The sequence below is a fragment of the Novosphingobium sp. BL-S-32 genome, assembly GCF_056857055.1.
In genome coordinates this window covers 250,098-266,087 of sequence record NZ_CM166476.1, presented here as the reverse complement: position 1 = coordinate 266,087, position 15,990 = coordinate 250,098, and the positions used below count along the sequence as shown (strand labels likewise).

At 64.8% G+C, this 15,990-nt stretch carries 10 protein-coding genes and 3 tRNA genes; 8 read left to right on the top strand and 5 right to left on the bottom strand.

What is annotated here, in order from left to right; genetic code table 11:
* Positions 1–555 carry a hypothetical protein gene (locus tag AC1VVK_RS01330; protein WP_482904062.1) on the bottom strand — a complete coding sequence of 185 codons (555 nt, stop codon included), beginning with the start codon at positions 553–555 and terminating at the stop codon, positions 1–3.
* Complete coding sequence (gene mutL / locus AC1VVK_RS01325) at positions 552–2,366, bottom strand: DNA mismatch repair endonuclease MutL (RefSeq protein WP_132385299.1); 1,815 nt, start codon at positions 2,364–2,366, stop codon at positions 552–554. Before mutL ends, AC1VVK_RS01330 begins: the two co-directional genes overlap by 4 nt.
* 263 nt (positions 2,367–2,629) lie before the next feature.
* On the opposite strand from mutL, the gene AC1VVK_RS01320 reads away from it, so the two are divergent.
* The 8 genes from AC1VVK_RS01320 (at position 2,630) to AC1VVK_RS01285 (ending at position 8,858) form a co-directional block, all read left to right on the top strand.
* Positions 2,630–3,676: a rod shape-determining protein gene (locus tag AC1VVK_RS01320; RefSeq protein ID WP_132385298.1), complete on the top strand. Its 1,047-nt coding sequence runs from the start codon at positions 2,630–2,632 to the stop codon at positions 3,674–3,676.
* Positions 3,677–3,798: 122 nt separating this feature from the next.
* Positions 3,799–4,695 carry a rod shape-determining protein MreC gene (locus AC1VVK_RS01315; protein ID WP_482904061.1) on the top strand — a complete coding sequence of 299 codons (897 nt, stop codon included), beginning with the start codon at positions 3,799–3,801 and terminating at the stop codon, positions 4,693–4,695.
* On the top strand, positions 4,695–5,240 hold the full coding sequence (locus AC1VVK_RS01310; protein ID WP_243652360.1) for a rod shape-determining protein MreD: 546 nt from the start codon (positions 4,695–4,697) through the stop codon (positions 5,238–5,240). The genes AC1VVK_RS01315 and AC1VVK_RS01310 overlap by 1 nt, the downstream gene beginning before the upstream one ends.
* The gene (gene mrdA, locus AC1VVK_RS01305) at positions 5,237–7,354 is read left to right on the top strand and encodes a penicillin-binding protein 2 (RefSeq protein WP_482904060.1); all 2,118 of its coding nucleotides are present in this window, start codon (positions 5,237–5,239) and stop codon (positions 7,352–7,354) included. The genes AC1VVK_RS01310 and mrdA overlap by 4 nt, the downstream gene beginning before the upstream one ends.
* The gene (gene rodA, locus AC1VVK_RS01300) at positions 7,351–8,463 is read left to right on the top strand and encodes a rod shape-determining protein RodA (protein WP_132385295.1); all 1,113 of its coding nucleotides are present in this window, start codon (positions 7,351–7,353) and stop codon (positions 8,461–8,463) included. The genes mrdA and rodA overlap by 4 nt, the downstream gene beginning before the upstream one ends.
* A 114-nt stretch (positions 8,464–8,577) precedes the next feature.
* Positions 8,578–8,653: transfer RNA gene (locus AC1VVK_RS01295), tRNA-Lys, on the top strand.
* A 25-nt stretch (positions 8,654–8,678) separates the two neighbouring features.
* Positions 8,679–8,754, top strand: a tRNA-Lys gene (locus AC1VVK_RS01290).
* Positions 8,755–8,782: 28 nt separating this feature from the next.
* Positions 8,783–8,858, top strand: a tRNA-Lys gene (locus AC1VVK_RS01285).
* A 302-nt stretch (positions 8,859–9,160) separates the two neighbouring features.
* Here AC1VVK_RS01285 and AC1VVK_RS01280 read toward each other — a convergent pair.
* From AC1VVK_RS01280 to AC1VVK_RS01270, 3 genes are read right to left on the bottom strand one after another with little or no spacing between them, the layout of a single operon-like run.
* The gene (locus AC1VVK_RS01280; RefSeq protein ID WP_482904059.1) at positions 9,161–9,346 is read right to left on the bottom strand and encodes a hypothetical protein; all 186 of its coding nucleotides are present in this window, start codon (positions 9,344–9,346) and stop codon (positions 9,161–9,163) included.
* Complete coding sequence (locus AC1VVK_RS01275; RefSeq protein ID WP_482904058.1) at positions 9,346–13,620, bottom strand: translocation/assembly module TamB domain-containing protein; 4,275 nt, start codon at positions 13,618–13,620, stop codon at positions 9,346–9,348. Before AC1VVK_RS01275 ends, AC1VVK_RS01280 begins: the two co-directional genes overlap by 1 nt.
* Positions 13,620–15,947, bottom strand: a complete 2,328-nt coding sequence (locus tag AC1VVK_RS01270) for an autotransporter assembly complex protein TamA (protein ID WP_482904057.1) — start codon at positions 15,945–15,947, stop codon at positions 13,620–13,622. The genes AC1VVK_RS01275 and AC1VVK_RS01270 overlap by 1 nt, the downstream gene beginning before the upstream one ends.
* Positions 15,948–15,990: the final 43 nt, after the last annotated feature.

Genomic DNA, 15,990 nt, shown 5'->3' with positions numbered 1-15,990 from the left:
TCAATCGGGGGCGGGGGTACTCGGGGCCTCCTCAGGGCCGCTCCTGCACGTCACTTCGCCGTCCGCCAGGAAGGCTACGCGCTCCTGCGAATCGTGAAGCACCAGTCGCGCCGGCCAATGCGTATTATCCGAACCACCGGCTTTATCGGGCAGGCTGACAAGGTCGACCCAAGTTGACAGTCCGACGTAAGTTGCCCGCGCATTGCCCGGAAGTTGCGCGCTTTCCAGCTTCGCGGCGTAGCGCTTGAGGTCGCCCTCGATCCGCATGAAGCCTTCTTCGGCATTGGCAATGAACAGCGGATCGGCATCCCCCTGTTTGCGGAAAGTGCAGCCGGGCTTGTCCAGTCCGTAGCGGTCGATATCGATCCGGGTGATGGGCTTGGGGAGGATCGGCTTGAACGGCTCCTTGCTCATCCGTTCGACCATCGCGATGTCGTGCGCATCCTCGGCGTCCTTGCGGGCCGGGCTTCCCTGACCGCAGGCAGCGAGGGTAGCCAGCAGGCTCAAGGTAAGGCCTATCGCGGGGCCCATGCCGGGGATCGTGCGCGGCGTCATTTTCGTCCGAAAAGCTTCTCGATATCCTGGTTGGCCAGTTTAACCCACGTAGGGCGGCCATGGTTGCATTGGCCCGAACGCGGCGTGCGCTCCATTTCGCGCAGCAGCGCATTCATCTCGGCAACCGAGAGCGAGCGCCCGGCGCGCACCGAGCCGTGGCAGGCCATCGTCGCCAGCACCAGATCGAGCCTTTCGCCCAGCAGCAATGCATCGCCGTTCTTGGCAAGATCGTCGGCCACGTCGCGGACCAGCGCATGTACATCGCTCTTGCCCAGCACCGATGGCACCGCGCGCACCAGCATCGCGGAGGGCCCGAAGCGTTCTAGCGAGAGGCCGTAGCGGGCCAACTCAGCGATCTTGTCTTCCAGCGCGTCGCAGGCGGCTTCTTCCAGTTCGACCACTTCGGGCAGCAACAGGGCCTGGCTGCGCACCATGGCTTCCTCGGCACCGGCCGCCTTGAGCCGTTCGAGCACGAGGCGTTCGTGCGCGGCATGCTGGTCGACGATGACCAGCCCGTCCTCGGCCTCGGCCACGATATAGGTGCCTGCCACCTGCCCGCGTGCAACGCCCAGCGGATAGCTGACCGCCTCATCCGCATCCTCGGGCGCGGGTTCGGCGCGGCCCGAGGGCTCGGCCATCATTTCCGCCTCGTAGGAGCGCCAGACAGCTCCGGCTTCGGCCACACGCGGCGCCATCGGACGACTCGGAGTAGGCGCATATTGCCGCGCGAAGAGCGAGCCCAGCGCCGGTGCGGGCTCGGGCGCCACCGGTTCGACCTGCCACATGTTCATGGCGGCGGCCTGCGGGGGCTGCGCGCTTTTCTGCCCGGCCGATTCGAGCGCATGGCGCAGCGCGCCCACAAGGAAGCCGCGAATAAAGGCGGGATCGCGGAAGCGCACCTCGGTCTTGGCCGGATGGACGTTTACGTCGACTTCCTCAGGTGGAATCTCAAGAAATAGCGCCAGCACCGCATGCCGGTCGCGCGCCAGCATGTCCGAATAGGCACCGCGCACCGCGCCCACCAGCAGGCGGTCCTTCACCGGCCGCCCGTTGACGAAGAGGTACTGGTGATCGGCAACGCCGCGATTGTAGGTCGGCAGGCCCGCGACACCCGTAAGCCGCGCGGAACCACGCTCGGCATCGATCAGCACGCCATCGTCAGCCAGTTCGCGAGCAACGAGCCGCGCGACGCGCGACGCCAGTTCCTCGCGCGGCTGTACCGCCAGAACGCGGCGTCCTTCGTGCTCCAGCGTGAAGCCTATGTCGGGCCGGGCCATGGCAAGGCGGCGAACCACGTCCTGGCAAGCGGCATATTCGGACCGCGGCGAGCGCAGGAACTTGCGGCGCGCGGGCACTTTGCCGAACAGATCCTCGACCCGGATGCGGGTTCCCGGCGGCAGCGCGGCAGGCGAATCCACGGCGACCACGCCATGATCGACCACCCGCTTCCAGCCTTCGGAGGCATCGTGTGGGCGGCTTTCGATGGTCAGCCGCGCCACCGAGCCGATCGAGGGCAAGGCCTCGCCCCGGAAGCCCAGCGTCGTCACCAGCTCGATCGCCTCGTCGGGCAATTTCGATGTCGCGTGGCGTTCCAGCGCCAAGGCGATCTCGTCAGGCCGCATGCCGCAGCCGTCGTCCGTCACCTCGATCATGTCGAGCCCGCCTGAGGCCAGACGCACGGTGATCTCGGTCGATCCCGCGTCAATCGCGTTTTCGACCAGTTCCTTGAGCGCGGAAGCGGGTCGCTCGACCACCTCGCCCGCGGCGATGCGGTTGACGAGGTGCTCGGGAAGGCGGCGGATCGTGGGCATTTTCAGGTCTCTGGTTCGGCAGCGGAGGGGTGCTTCGCAGGGCGGTCCTACCGGGACCGGCGCCGCATTCACGAACTGTTCCAGTCCCTAGCGACGAAGCGCGGGGATTTCGAGACAGGCCCCTGCGGATTCCCCCCAAAAAACGACACAAAATTTTGGCGTTTCGCAAATCGATGGTCTAAGGGGCTCACTCTCCTTCAAACAAGCCGGCCACGCCGTCCCCTGACCGGGCGGCAAGCGGCCTGAAAGACAACGGATTACTGATGGCTTCGCTCGTCTCGCGATTCTTCAAGCTCGGCTCCCAGAACATGGCTATCGACCTGGGTACCGCCAATACGCTCGTCTATGTTCAGGATCGCGGCATCGTGCTGAATGAACCGTCGGTAGTCGCCATCGAGACGCTGAACGGCGTCAAGAAGGTCAAGGCCGTGGGCGATGACGCCAAGATGATGATGGGCAAGACGCCCGACAACATCGAAGCCATCCGTCCGCTGCGCGACGGTGTCATCGCCGACATCGAAATCGCGGAAGAGATGATCAAGCATTTCATCCGCAAGGTGCACGGCAAGAAGAACCTGTTCCGCTATCCGGAAATCGTGATCTGCGTGCCCTCGGGCTCGACCTCGGTCGAACGCCGCGCGATCCGTGACGCCGCGTCGAACGCCGGCGCCAGCCAGGTCTACCTGATCCTCGAACCGATGGCCGCCGCGATCGGCGCCGACATGCCGGTTACCGAACCGGTCGGCTCGATGGTGGTCGACATCGGCGGTGGCACCACCGAAGTCGCCGTGCTGTCGCTGCGCGGTCTGGCCTACACCACTTCGGTGCGCGTCGGCGGCGACAAGATGGACGAAGCGATCGTTTCCTACGTTCGCCGCCACCACAACCTCCTGATCGGAGACGCCACGGCGGAACGCATCAAGAAGGACTACGGCATCGCCACCATCCCGGCGGACGGGATCGGCGAAACGATCCACATCAAGGGCCGCGACCTCGTCAACGGCGTGCCGAAGGAAATCACCATCAGCCAGGCCAATGTTGCCGAGGCTCTGGCGGAACCGATCGGCGCGATCATCGAAGGCGTCCGCATCGCGCTTGAGAACACCGCTCCGGAACTCGCAGCCGACATCGTCGATCAGGGCATCGTGCTCACCGGCGGCGGCGCGCTGATCCAGGGTCTGGACGACTATCTGCGCGAAGAGACCGGCCTGCCGGTTAGCGTCGCCGAAGATCCGCTGTCCTGCGTCGCGCTCGGCACCGGCCGCGCGATGGAAGACCCGGTCTATCGCGGCGTGTTGATGTCCGCATAAGCGTTCGCGCGGGCGGCGCGGCCATGAGGGCTCGCGCCGCCCGCATTTGATTCCGGCGAAGGTTTCGTCGGCAAGGCCATTAACGGCGGTGCATCCGCCCATTGTTCAGGAGTGCATGGCGCATGGCGCCGCCCGCAAACAGGCGCTCCAGCTATTCGCGCAGGGCGCAATATTCCACTTTCCTGAGCTATTCTGCGGGCGTGCTGGGCGCGGTCGTGGGCATCGGCCTCGTGGTGGTCTCGCTGGTCAACCCCGACATGTTTTCCTCGCTGCGCGGTTTTGCCAGCGATGCGACCGAGCCGGCCAGCCAGGCTGCGGCCGGCGGGCGGGAACTCGGCCGCAACACCGTGGCCGAGATTTCCGGATTCCTGCATTCCGGCAGCGAGAACGCGCGCATCCGCCGCGAGCTTGACGAAGCCAAAGTGCGCCTCGTGCAGGCACAGGCCATCAATGCCGAGAACCAGCGCCTGAAAGCCCTGCTTGGCATTCGCGACGGTGATGCGACTCCGGTCGCATTCTCACGCCTGACCGCCTCGACCGGCGCCAGCACCCGTCGCTATGCGACGCTGGGCGCAGGCCGCGACAAGGGCGTGATCACCGGCATGCCGGTACGTTCGCCGATGGGGCTCGTCGGGCGTGTGCTCGAAGTGGGTGCATCCAGCTCGCGCGTGCTGCTGATTACCGACAGCGAGAGCCTTGTCCCCGTCCGCCGGGCGACCGACGGCGTCCCCGCCTTCGCGCAAGGCGCAGCCGACGGTACGCTACGGATCCGCCTGATCAACCTCGGCATCAATCCGCTCAAGAAGGGTGACGTGCTCGTAACCTCGGGCTCGGGCGGTCTGTACCGGCCGGGAACGCCGATGGCGATCGTCACCGACCTGCTGCGCGACGGCGCCATGGCGCGTGTGCTCAGCAATCCCTCGGACACCGACTACGTCATGGTCGAAAGGGCATGGGCACCGCCTCCGCCGCCGCCACCTGCGGTGAGCCCCGATGGCAAACCCTTGGGTAAGCGCTGATGTCGTTCAAGACAGCCCGTAACCACGCGCGGCGGAGCATCAACCGTGCGCCCTGGCCGCTGATGGCGCGCACGGTGCCGTGGCTGACGGTCCTGCTGGGATCGCTGGTCCCGTCCTGGCTGATGATCGCGTCCGCCCCGGTGATGCCGCCGATCGGCTACCTGATCTTCCTGTCCTGGCACCAGCTCCGCCCCGGACTTCTGCCGATCTGGGCGGGTCTGCCACTGGGTCTGTTCGATGACCTGTTCTCCGGCCAGCCCTTCGGCTGCGCGGTCTTGCTCTGGTCGGCCTCGTCGATCGTCCTCGATCTTGTCGAAAACCGTCTTCCCTGGCGCAATTTTGTCATCGAGTGGCTGATGGCAAATGGCCTGATCATCGCGTATATCGTGCTCTGCCTCGCTCTGGCCAATTTCGGCGGCGCGGCTTCCCCCATTCGTGTCATCGTGCCGCAGATCGTGATTGCCGTGCTCGCTTATCCGCTTGTTGGGCGCTTTGTCGCCATTTCCGACCGCTTCCGCCTGACCCCGTTCCTGGTCTCGCGATGAAGATCAACTTCCGGCGCCTCATTCAGCCGCGCCACGTCAGCGCCGGTACGCTGCGCAACAGCTTCGACCGGCGCAGCCTGGTCGTAGGCGGCATTCAGGGCGGCATCGGCGTGCTGCTGGCAAGCCGCATGGCCTACCTCGCGATCGGACAGAACGAGAAGTACAAGCTCGAAGCCGAGAGCAACCGCGTCAACCTCTCGCTGATCCCGCCACGCCGTGGCTGGATTCTCGACCGATTCGGCACCCCCCTCGCCTCCAATCGGGCCGACTTTCGCGTCGACGTGATTCCCGAGCGCATGGTGGACAGCGCTCATACGCTGGCGACGCTGGGCCAATTGCTCAGCCTGACGCCGATCGCGATGCAGGATCTGGAAGACAAGATCGACAAGTCGCGCGGATTCGCGCCTGTCGAAGTTGCCAGCGGCCTCGATTTCGAGCGATTCGCCGCTGTCAGCGTGCGCCTGCCAGATCTGCCCGGCGTCGTCACCCAGCGCGGCTTTTCGCGGTATTATCCTACCGGATCCTCGGTCGGCCACCTCGTCGGCTATGTCGGCCCCGCTTCGGCCGAGGAATACGAGAAAGACCGCGATCCGGTCCTCATCACCCCGGGTTACAAGGTCGGCAAGGACGGGCTCGAAAAGTATTTCGAGAAGGATCTGCGCGGCAAACCGGGCGCCCGCCGAGTCGAAGTGACCGCCTCCGGCCGCATCGTGCGCGACCTCGACACGAGCGAGGACGTTCCCGGCAAGACCATCAAGCTCACGATCGACGCCGGACTGCAGGACTATGCCTCCCGGCGCATCGGCCTCGAATCGGGCTCGGTCGTGGTGATCGACTGCACCAATGGCGACATCCTGGCGATGGCCTCGATGCCCAGCTACGACCCCAACAGCTTCTCGGACGGCATCGGCCGCCTCGAATGGAAGATGCTGTCGGACGACGACCACGTGCCCTTGCGCAACAAGGTGCTGCGCGGCCTCTATCCGCCGGGTTCGACGGTAAAGCCGATGGTGGCGCTCTCGTTCCTCGAAGCCGGGCTCGACCCGAACGAATCGGTCGTCTGCAACGGCGGCCTGCGCGTGGGCAACCGCGTATTCCACTGCTGGAACCACCACGGTCACGGCCAGGTCAACATGCTGAAGGGCATCTACCAGAGCTGCGACGTCTACTTCTACAACTTCGCCCAGCGCATGGGCATGGACCCGATCGCGGCGATGGCGCGCCGGCTTGGGCTCGGGCAGGAATTCCCGCTGCCGGTCAGCGGCCAGTCTTACGGCACCGTGCCCGATCCGGCGTGGAAGGAACGCAAGTACGGCAAGCCCTGGGCCGTGTTCGACACCGTCAACGCGACGATCGGTCAGGGCTACTTCTTGGTCAATCCGCTCCAGCAGGCGATGCAGGTCTCGCGAATCGCCAGCGGCAAGAAGCTGATGCCCCGCCTGATCCATGGCGCGCACGATGCGCCGCCCGAATCGCTCGGCGTCAAGCAAGAGCATCTTGACCTTATTCACTCTGCGATGAACGAAGTGGTCAACGGACGCGGTACGGCTGGCAAGGCACGTATTCCAATTCCCGGCGTGCTGATGGCGGGCAAGACCGGTACGGCGCAAGTGGTTGGTCTCAACTTCGGCAACGGCAAGGGCGGCCAGTGGAAGCACCGCGACCACGGCCACTTCATCTGCTTCGCCCCCTTCGACAATCCGCGTTATGCCATCGCCGTGGCTATCGAACATGGTGGTGGTTCGGGCGCGGCCTACCCCATCGCGCGTGACGTCATGACCTACCTGTGGGACAAGCAGAAGGCCATGGAGGTACTCGAAGGCTTCGAGAAGGACTGGGGCGGCACGGCGCAGCAGCGTCTTGAGGCACGCTACCGCAAGTATGCCAACGAATATGGCGTGGGCGCCCCGGCGGTTTCGCCGGAACAGGAAAACCTGGCTGTCCAGCAGGCAGAATCAACAGCGGAAGCACAGCAGCCGATCGTGCGTGACGCCCAGTCGCCCGCTCCCGAACCGGTGGCGGCTGACAATCCGGCGCCGGCCCCCGCGCCTGCGCCCGCCGCCTCTCCCTCTGCCGCCGCCGGTACCGTGCAAACTCCCGGAACTCCGCAATGAGCCGTACCATCGTCCCCGACACCATCGCCCGCCAGCCCTGGGGCATGCTGGTGCCGCTGATGGGACTGGTTTCGCTGGGCGCGGCAGTGCTCTATTCAGCCGCAGGCGGCAGCCTTCAGCCTTACGCGCTCAGCCATGTGCTGCGATTTATCGTGTTTCTGGGCATGGCCATCGTGATCTCCCGCTTCAGCCGGGATTTCTTCCGTACGGTCGCCTATCCGCTCTACGGCGCCATCGTCATCCTGCTGGTGCTGGTCGAGGCGATCGGTGCTGTCGGCGGCGGTAGCCAGCGGTGGCTCAACCTTGGCTTCATGACGCTCCAGCCTTCGGAACTGATGAAACCGGCCATCGTGCTGGTGCTGGCGCGCTTCTACGAAACCCTGCCGCATGCGATGACGGCAAGCTGGCGCGGCCTCGTCCCGGCGGGCCTGCTCATCGTGCTGCCGGTCGCTTTCGTGGCGATCCAGCCCGACCTTGGCACCGCCCTCGCCATCTGTTTTGGCGGCGCGGTGACGATGTTCCTGGCGGGACTGCCGATGTGGTGGTTCGTCGGCGCGGGCCTCAGCGGACTGATCGCGGGCCCCATCGCGTTCTTCACCCTGCTGCACGACTACCAGCGCAACCGCGTGCTGACCTTCATGGATCCCGAAAGCGATCCGCTGGGCACCGGCTATCACATCACCCAGTCCAAGATCGCGATCGGATCCGGCGGCATTTTCGGCAAGGGATTCGGCAACGGGTCGCAGAGCCACCTGCAATACCTCCCCGAGCCGCATACCGACTTCGTCTTCGCCACCATGGCGGAGGAATGGGGCATGGTCGGCGGCTATTTCGTGCTCTTCGTTTTCGCGGTGGTGCTGACCTGGGGCACGCGAGTCGCCCGCAATGCGCCTGATCGCTTCTCCAGCCTGCTGGCCGCCGGCATGACCGCGACGATCTTCTTCTACGTCGCGATCAACCTGATGATGGTCATGGGCCTTGCACCGGTGGTGGGAATCCCGCTGCCGTTCATGAGCCACGGCGGCACCTCCATGATGACCAACATGATCTGCATCGGCACGCTCATGGCGATCAACCGCTGGAGCAGCCGACCAAAAAGCATTTCCTGAAAAAATCTGAAACTACCCCCTTCCCATCCAAATTTTTGCCGCTATAGGAGCCTCTCCGCCGCCGAGGAGGAGCCCGCAAGGCTCTGAAACGGCAGCCCGGCCAGGGCAAAGTGTGGACGCATAGCTCAGTTGGTAGAGCAGCTGACTCTTAATCAGCGGGTCCTTGGTTCGAGCCCAAGTGCGTCCACCAGTCCTGTCCTTACGCGGAAACGTGTGGACGCATAGCTCAGTTGGTAGAGCAGCTGACTCTTAATCAGCGGGTCCTTGGTTCGAGCCCAAGTGCGTCCACCATTTCCGTACCTTACGCGGCAACGCGTGTGGACGCATAGCTCAGTTGGTAGAGCAGCTGACTCTTAATCAGCGGGTCCTTGGTTCGAGCCCAAGTGCGTCCACCACCGCCTCCCTAAAAAGAACATCATCCCGTTTCGGGTTTGTTTGCGAGGCATTCCGGGTGCCGTTCAGGCCCCGCTCCCTTCGTTGCATTCGAATCGGCATCCGAGCGATTTTTTGCGGCATGTCGTCATGCGTGCACGTGCCACCGCGAGAGTTGAAAGCGCCTGAAGGTGTGCTCAGCGTACGAAGAGCGGCGCTCCTGATCGGGAATTTCCCCTGTCGCAGCCTCCACGCGCCGGATTCGGGGAAACGTCCTTAAAGGCCCGTCCCGCTAAGCCTGCGCCTTCACGGACCGCCTGAGCCCTTATTTCGCGGCCCCGACGTCATCCTCATCCGCCGGTACTGCCGAGCCCGAGGCCTGCGCCTCGATCTCCCGCGCCGTCGTATCGATCTTCGCGCGGGCCGCGGCGTAGCGCTCGTCGAACGTCGGCTCGCGGTGACAACCGGCAAGCGCCGCCAGCGATACGACACAGAGGATCGCCCGCCGCATCAGTAGTCCTTCTTGATCTTCACGCTGAGCGAGTTGACGCCCGAACCGCCAGCCTGGCTCAGCACCGACAACCACCGGGTCACGCTGACTTCCAGCTGGGTCGCGGTAAAGCCGCGCGCGTCAGTGATCAGCTCGACATAGATGTCGTCGGTTATGTACTGGCCCGCTGCCAATGCTGTGCCGCGCCCGCTCGCCTCGTCCGGGCTGAGAATACGCAGGCGGTCGATCCCCGTCGCCGAACGCAGCTTGCCCAGCGGATTGAGCCCGCCGCCACTCGCCCGCAGCGAATTGAGCGACGTGGCAAGCTGAACCGCCTGGATCGCAGAAAGGTTGGCGATCGAACTGCCGAACAGAATGCGCGACAGAATCTCGTCCTCAGGCAGGCTCGGCTCGGAGCTGAATTCGATCTGCGGATTGAACGCGCGTCCGGAGACCGAAACCGTCACGTTGACGTCCTCGATCGACTCGGTTGCCGTGATCGCCACCGAGGGATCGATCGTGCGTCCGCCGTTGAACGTGATCTTGCCCTCGGAAATGCTGAACGAGCGCCCGGCGAAATCGAGGTTGCCGCGGATCAGCGTAACATCGCCGGTCATCGTCGGTGCTGCAGTAGTGCCGCCTACCGTGAAGTCGGCGCTCCATTCGGAATCGAGCCCCATGCCCGAAACGTAGAGCTTGTCCGAGGCGCGGAGGTGCAGGTCCAGACGGAGGGTCGAGAATGCGGATGCGATCTGCTCGGCTTGTTCGTCGCCGGTGACGCGCGTTGGGCCGGACTTCGGCTTGAAGCGGACGCCCGTTAGGCGCGGAATTTCCACCGCCCCCTCGCGAACGATCTCGTAGCGGGTTTCCGGCAGCCTCAGTTCGCCCGAGAGCAACGCCTTTTCGCCGGCATGCTTGGTCAGGTTGAGGGTGCCCGTGGCGCTTGCCGACAGTGACGCGCTGCGCGCCAGCCGGGCCCGATCCAACGTGACCGTCAGGGCCATCGGATAGCCTTCTGCTGCCGAAAGGCTCATCCGGCCGCTGGCGCTCACGGTGCCGTTGCCAGCATTGGCGCTGAGTGACTGAAGCTCGAAACTGTTGCCGGTGAAACGGCCTTCGAGGTTCATGTTGGTCAGTCTGGTACCGAAGGCCTGATATTCGTACGTCAGGTCCCGGCCCTTGATAAGGCCATTTACGCAGGGGTCGGAAAGCTTGCACGAGAAGTCGGCTGCAAGCCCGATCGGCCCGCTCAGCGTCTGGCCCGCCTGCCCGATGAAGGAGAACAAGGTATCGGCCGGGCCGTTGTAGCGAATGCCGCCGCCCAGCGGCGCTTCCAACAGACGTGACATCCATGACCCTTCGCCCGGCGGCAGTGGGCGCAGCGTTGCCGCCAGCCGCCCGATCACGCTGCCACGCCGGCGGATCACCGCGTGCGCCTCTCCGCCATCGGGCACCAGCTTGCCGAGGAAGTTGATGTCGACCGGTTGGCTCACCGTATTGGAACTGGTGCGGGTGAAATCGGTAACTGTCAGGCGCGCATCGGCGCGGGGGAAAGCGCTGCTGCTGGTCTGTTCGAAATCGAGGCTGCCGCTCGCGCTGCCGCCAAGGCCGTAGCCCGGCACGAAAGCGTTGACGGCACCGACGTCGAAGGTCTCCAGCCGGCTTTCCAGTTTGATCCCGCCGTCGCCATAACGGCCGGCAACGCGCGCAGTGCCGCGACCGAACGTGAGCGTGGTCGGCAGCAGTTCATAGCCATCCTTGCCCGGCACGATGCGCGCGGGGCTGAGCGTGCGCAACGATTGGCCGCGCACGCGTCCCTGTAGAGCCACGCGCCACAGATCGGGCGCGAGATCGGCATTGACGCCAAGGCGGAACGGTACGCCGCTCACACCTTCGATCAGCGCCTTGGCCTGTCCGCGACCGTCGCGATAATCTACCAGCACGCGCGCGGCAGCCAGATCGAATGCACCGATCCTGGTTCCCGCAAGCTGCGCGTCGGCCACCACAGTAGGCTTGTCGTAGAGGATCGCGCGGCCATCGATCAGAGCCGAGCCCACCGACAGATTGGCCGGGCCCGGGAATACCGCGTCCTTGGCGCGCAAGTTGAAGTCGACCGCCTGATACTTGCCCTCCGCCGCCAGTCTCAAGGCGCCGCCGATGCCATTGCCCTGCGCCGTCAATTCGCCCGCGAAGGGGCCGGCGGCCGTCTGAGTAAGCTGGCCCGCGAAATCGACGCCCCCGAGATTGGCGCTGTTGATCTGCATCGCCAGTTGCGCGCCCATGTGCAGGGTCACGTCGGCCTTCAGCGGCCCATAGTCGGTGTCGCTGGTCAGGTCGAAGCGGTAGCCGCCATGGACGCCGGTGATACGCGCATCAAGGTTGGCAAGGCCGATGCCCAGGCCGGGATGCTCCGCCGTGACATGCGCGTCGGGATTGGCGATCGTGCCGTCCACCCGCACACCGAGCGCGCCGTAGCGCTGCGATGTCCCGCGTGCATTGAGCGAGATCCGGCCGTCGGGTGACCAACTGCCCTGCCCATCGGCAACCTTGAGGTCAGGCGCGTTCAGGCGCAGCGACGAGAAATGCACAATGCCGTCGGAGCCATAGCGAACCCGCGACGAGGCCGCGAAATTACCGCCGAGGAAGTTTTCGAGGCTGGAATTCAGCAACTTTCTGGAACGTGCCTGAACCGTGCCTTCAAGCGCGAATCCGCTCCGCTCGCTCTTGAGGTCCATATTCGTACGGATGTCGAAAATGCCGACGCTTTCGAGGCGATAATTGTCGATTCTGCCGTCAATTGCGCCCGTATAGAGGCCCTTAGCGACATCGGCGGCAAGGATCAGCTTCGCATCGATGCGATCGGAGCGGATACGCATGTTGTCGGAGAGGATCCGGGTGCCCTGGATCGCCAGATTGCCGTCGAGCCGGACATTGGCGAGCGTGCCGCCGGCCACCGTATCGAGCCCGACGATGCGCTGAACATGGGCCGCGACCGGGATCATGATCCTGTCGGCATTGACACGCGCCGCACCCTCGGCGGTCAGGCCTTCGAGGCCCATGTCGTTCATTTTCAGGCGCGCGGCGTTGATGCGATAGGCAACCCGCGGCCGGGTGAAGGCCCCGTCAAGCGCAAGCGAGGCTGTCAGCCCCGATCCGCTGAGGTTCTTGGCCATGACCGTAGGCTTGAGCAGCACGAACTGAAGCCGCAGGTTGTCAAAGCTGTTCTTCGACAAATCGACCACACCATCCGGCCGCAGCGTGAAGGCATCGCTGGAAACGAGGCCGGACAGCTTTGCCCGCCGCTGATCCAGCGCGGCCGTGAGATCAAGATTGGTGATCGGCCCCAGCAGTCCTGCCGTCGGCCCCGTGAAGAGGCGTGCGATCTGCGTCGGCCCCTTGATTCCGAAAGTGCCGTTACGGGCCGTCAGCGCCAGCCGCGCCATCTCGCCGCCGGCAAGATCGGCTTCGAACTGGCCGTCCCACGCCTTCCAGTCGCCCTTGCCGTCCAGTCGGAACCGCAAAGGCTGCTTGAACCCGCCCAGCGCGGCGATCACGCCGCCGGTCGGGGCATCGAGATCGGCCTTGAGCGCCAGCCGGTTTTTCGCTGGCACTGCATCGAGCTCAAGGTCGAAGCGGTCGCCGCCTTGCTTGCCCTCGATGGCAATCGTTCCGCCCTTGGCAAAGACTTGCGCGCGCCCGTCGGCGATATGCGCCCGGCCATCGACGGTGAGGATGCGCCGTACCCCGGCGACCGGCGGTTCGGCGATAAAACGACCGATCTTGAGGCGGCCGACATCGATATCGAGATCGGGCAGCAGCGGCTCGTTGCGGGGCGGCGTCGGCAGAAACTTGGGCGTGCGGCGCAGGATCATCCGCTCGGTCGTGGCGCTGCGCACATCGACATGTCGGCGCAGATAGGCGAAGGGCCGCCAGTCGACGTCGATCTGGGGAGAGAACAGGAATTCGCCCTGTGGATCGCTCACCGAAAGGTCGTGCAGCGTCATCCGGCTGTAGAGCGAACCTTCGATGCGGCCGACCTTGATGCGCATGCCGTTTTCGAAGCGCAGTCCGGCGATCTGTTCGGCCACGAAGCGGTGGCCCGGACCGGTATCGATCCCGAAAATCACGGCAGCAGCGAGCACCACGGTACCGAGAAACAGTCCGACAATGGTCTTGAGCGCGCGGATGCGCAGACGGCGGCCGAGCGACGGGCGCGCGGGGCGGCTCTGATCGAGTTCCTCGCCGCCGATCTCGTCTTCGTTCTCGGGCGGCAGGGTGTCGTCGTCTTCGACCATCAGAAGGCCTGCCCGATCGAAACGTAAAGATTGAAGCGAGACTCGCCCGGCTGGCGGTCGATCGGCGTCGCAATATCGATGCGGACCGGGCCAAAGTTGGTGTAATAGCGGCCGCCGATACCGACACCGTAGCGCAAGTTGTTGAACTGCGGCGTCGTTTCCCGATAGGCCTGACCCGCGTCGACGAAGGTCACCACGCCGAAGTTTCCAAAGCGGTAGCGCGCCTCGACCGAGGCTTCGTTCAGGCTGCGACCGCCCACGGCCTTGCCGTCCGGCGCCTGCTCGCCAAGCGCCTGATAGCTGTAACCGCGCACCGAACCGCCGCCGCCGGCATAGAGCCGCCGCGAAGGCGCAATGTCGAACAGTTGCGCGCCCTGGATCGAGCCGAGGCGGAAGCGCCCTGCCAGCACGAGGCTGTCGGTCACGGGATAATAGGCAGAACCGTCGAGCCGGCTCCGGACATAGGGATTGAAACCACCCTTCACCGTAGCCTCGGGCTGAACGAGCGCGGTAAACCGGAAGCCCTTGGTAGGATCGAGCAGGCTATCGGTATGGTCGAAACCGGCCTGACCGTTCACGCCGACGACGTAGTAAAGCTTACGGTCACGTGTGCCGGTGGCGATGTTGTAGTCGGTTTCGCCGGTAATCAGGGCTTCGGCGCCATAGGCATACGTGAACTTCTTCTGCCACAGCGGCGTCGAATCGCGGGCCATGCGGACGGCAATGCGGCCGGTATAGGCGCTGTAAGCGTCGTAATCGTTGTGGAATGCCTCTGCCACGACCTCCAAAGTGCGATCGCGCTTGCCGGCATTGGAGCGGCGGAAGGTCGTGCTCAGGCCCTGCTGCCGGGTACCGGCGGTGCCGTTGACGATCACCGCGCCTTCGGGCGGGAACATGTTGCGGTGGGTCCAGATCGCCTGCGCGCTCAGGCCCTCACCCGTGGCATAACCAATGGTGCCCGCAATCGTGCGCGGCGGACCGGCATCCTGCTGGACGTGCAGCGTGACATATTCCGTACCGTCATCGCCCGCCGATTCGCCGGTCTTGCGTGGTTCAACCGAGACGGTCGAAAACAGGCTGGTCGCCACCAGCGCCTTGCGCAAGTCGTCCACCTTGCGGCTGTCGTAAAGCTGGCCGGGCTTGAAGCGTGCCAGCACGCGAATGTGTTTCTCGTCGAAGGCAAGGTCGCCCGAAGTGGTGAAGCCGCCGAACCGCCCACGCGGGCCGACGTCGATCGGCAAAGTGTAGACGCCGTCGCCGGTGTCCTGATCGAGCAGGATGTCGCGGTCGCCCAGTTGCGCGAAGGCATAGCCGTTTTCGGGCAGCGCGAGCGCCACTTGCGCTTCGGCTCCCTGAACCCGCTGGGCGATGATCGGTTCACCGACCTTGAGGGCGAAATTGTCCGCAATGAGGTTCGGAGGAATCGTCGGATCCGCCTTCACGACGATATCGGAGAAGACATAGCGCTTACCGGGATCGACAGTGATAACGGCGGTGAACGCAGCCCCCCGCTCGGCACCTTGTCCGCGCTCGATCCGGGTGGTGATGACCGGCGAATACCATCCTTCGGCTGCAAGGACGGTCTGCATCAGTGCCGCGTCGTCGTTGAGCCTAGACCGCAGCATCGCGACGTTGGCCGCCTTGCCATCACCCTTCTTCAGCGCCGAGTGTGACCTGAACTCGCCTCTGAGATCGATGTCAGCCGCCTGATCGGCGGCGTCCAGTCCATCGACCCGCATGGCATAGGCGATTTCGCTGTCCTTCGACTGCTGCTCGCTCTCGGCGAACTGGACGGGCGTGACTTCGAACTGGTCTATGGGCGGCAGCGGCGCCATCAATTCGGGATCGCGCACGGGCGCTTCGCCGATGGCTTCGGTTGAAGATGGTGCTGGAGCAGTCGCAGTGACCGTCGCCGTGCTCGCGCCGCCCGCGGCGGTCTGATTCGCCTGCTCCCCGGCTGGCTGATTCGCTTGCTGGGCCTGCTGGGCGGTCAGTCGCTTTTCGAACTCCTCGATCGAATCGAGCGGCTTGTCGAGTTCGGGGTCATCGGTGGCATCGAGTTTGGGGATCGACTTGTTGAACTCGTCATCGGGGATGACCGGCTTCACCTCGGGCAGGGTCACATCGGCCGGAGGCGCGGGCACGTCCAGCTTGCCCGCTTGCAGCGAATCGTCCGCCCGCGCGGGCCGATTTCCAGCGTTCTGAGCGCCGGCCTGAGCCGCGGTATTCTGCGGCGCGGAGCCGGTCGGCGGGCTCGCCGAAGGGTCTGCATCCTGCGCATAAGCAGGCACGCCGGAGGCCGCCAGCATCAGTGCCAGCGTAACCAATCCGACGCTTTCACACCTTAGCCGGGAACCGGCGGCGGCGTGA

Excerpts from the sequence above, each read along its gene's own strand:
- mutL (WP_132385299.1), bottom strand. The coding sequence starts at position 2,366 with ATGCCCACGATCCGCCGCCTTCCCGAGCACCTCGTCAACCGCATCGCC.
- AC1VVK_RS01310 (WP_243652360.1), top strand. The coding sequence starts at position 4,695 with ATGTCGTTCAAGACAGCCCGTAACCACGCGCGGCGGAGCATCAACCGT.
- mrdA (WP_482904060.1), top strand. The coding sequence starts at position 5,237 with ATGAAGATCAACTTCCGGCGCCTCATTCAGCCGCGCCACGTCAGCGCC.
- AC1VVK_RS01315 (WP_482904061.1), top strand. The coding sequence starts at position 3,799 with ATGGCGCCGCCCGCAAACAGGCGCTCCAGCTATTCGCGCAGGGCGCAA.
- rodA (WP_132385295.1), top strand. The coding sequence starts at position 7,351 with ATGAGCCGTACCATCGTCCCCGACACCATCGCCCGCCAGCCCTGGGGC.
- AC1VVK_RS01280 (WP_482904059.1), bottom strand. The coding sequence starts at position 9,346 with ATGCGGCGGGCGATCCTCTGTGTCGTATCGCTGGCGGCGCTTGCCGGT.
- AC1VVK_RS01320 (WP_132385298.1), top strand. The coding sequence starts at position 2,630 with ATGGCTTCGCTCGTCTCGCGATTCTTCAAGCTCGGCTCCCAGAACATG.
- AC1VVK_RS01330 (WP_482904062.1), bottom strand. The coding sequence starts at position 555 with ATGACGCCGCGCACGATCCCCGGCATGGGCCCCGCGATAGGCCTTACC.
- AC1VVK_RS01275 (WP_482904058.1), bottom strand. The coding sequence starts at position 13,620 with ATGGTCGAAGACGACGACACCCTGCCGCCCGAGAACGAAGACGAGATC.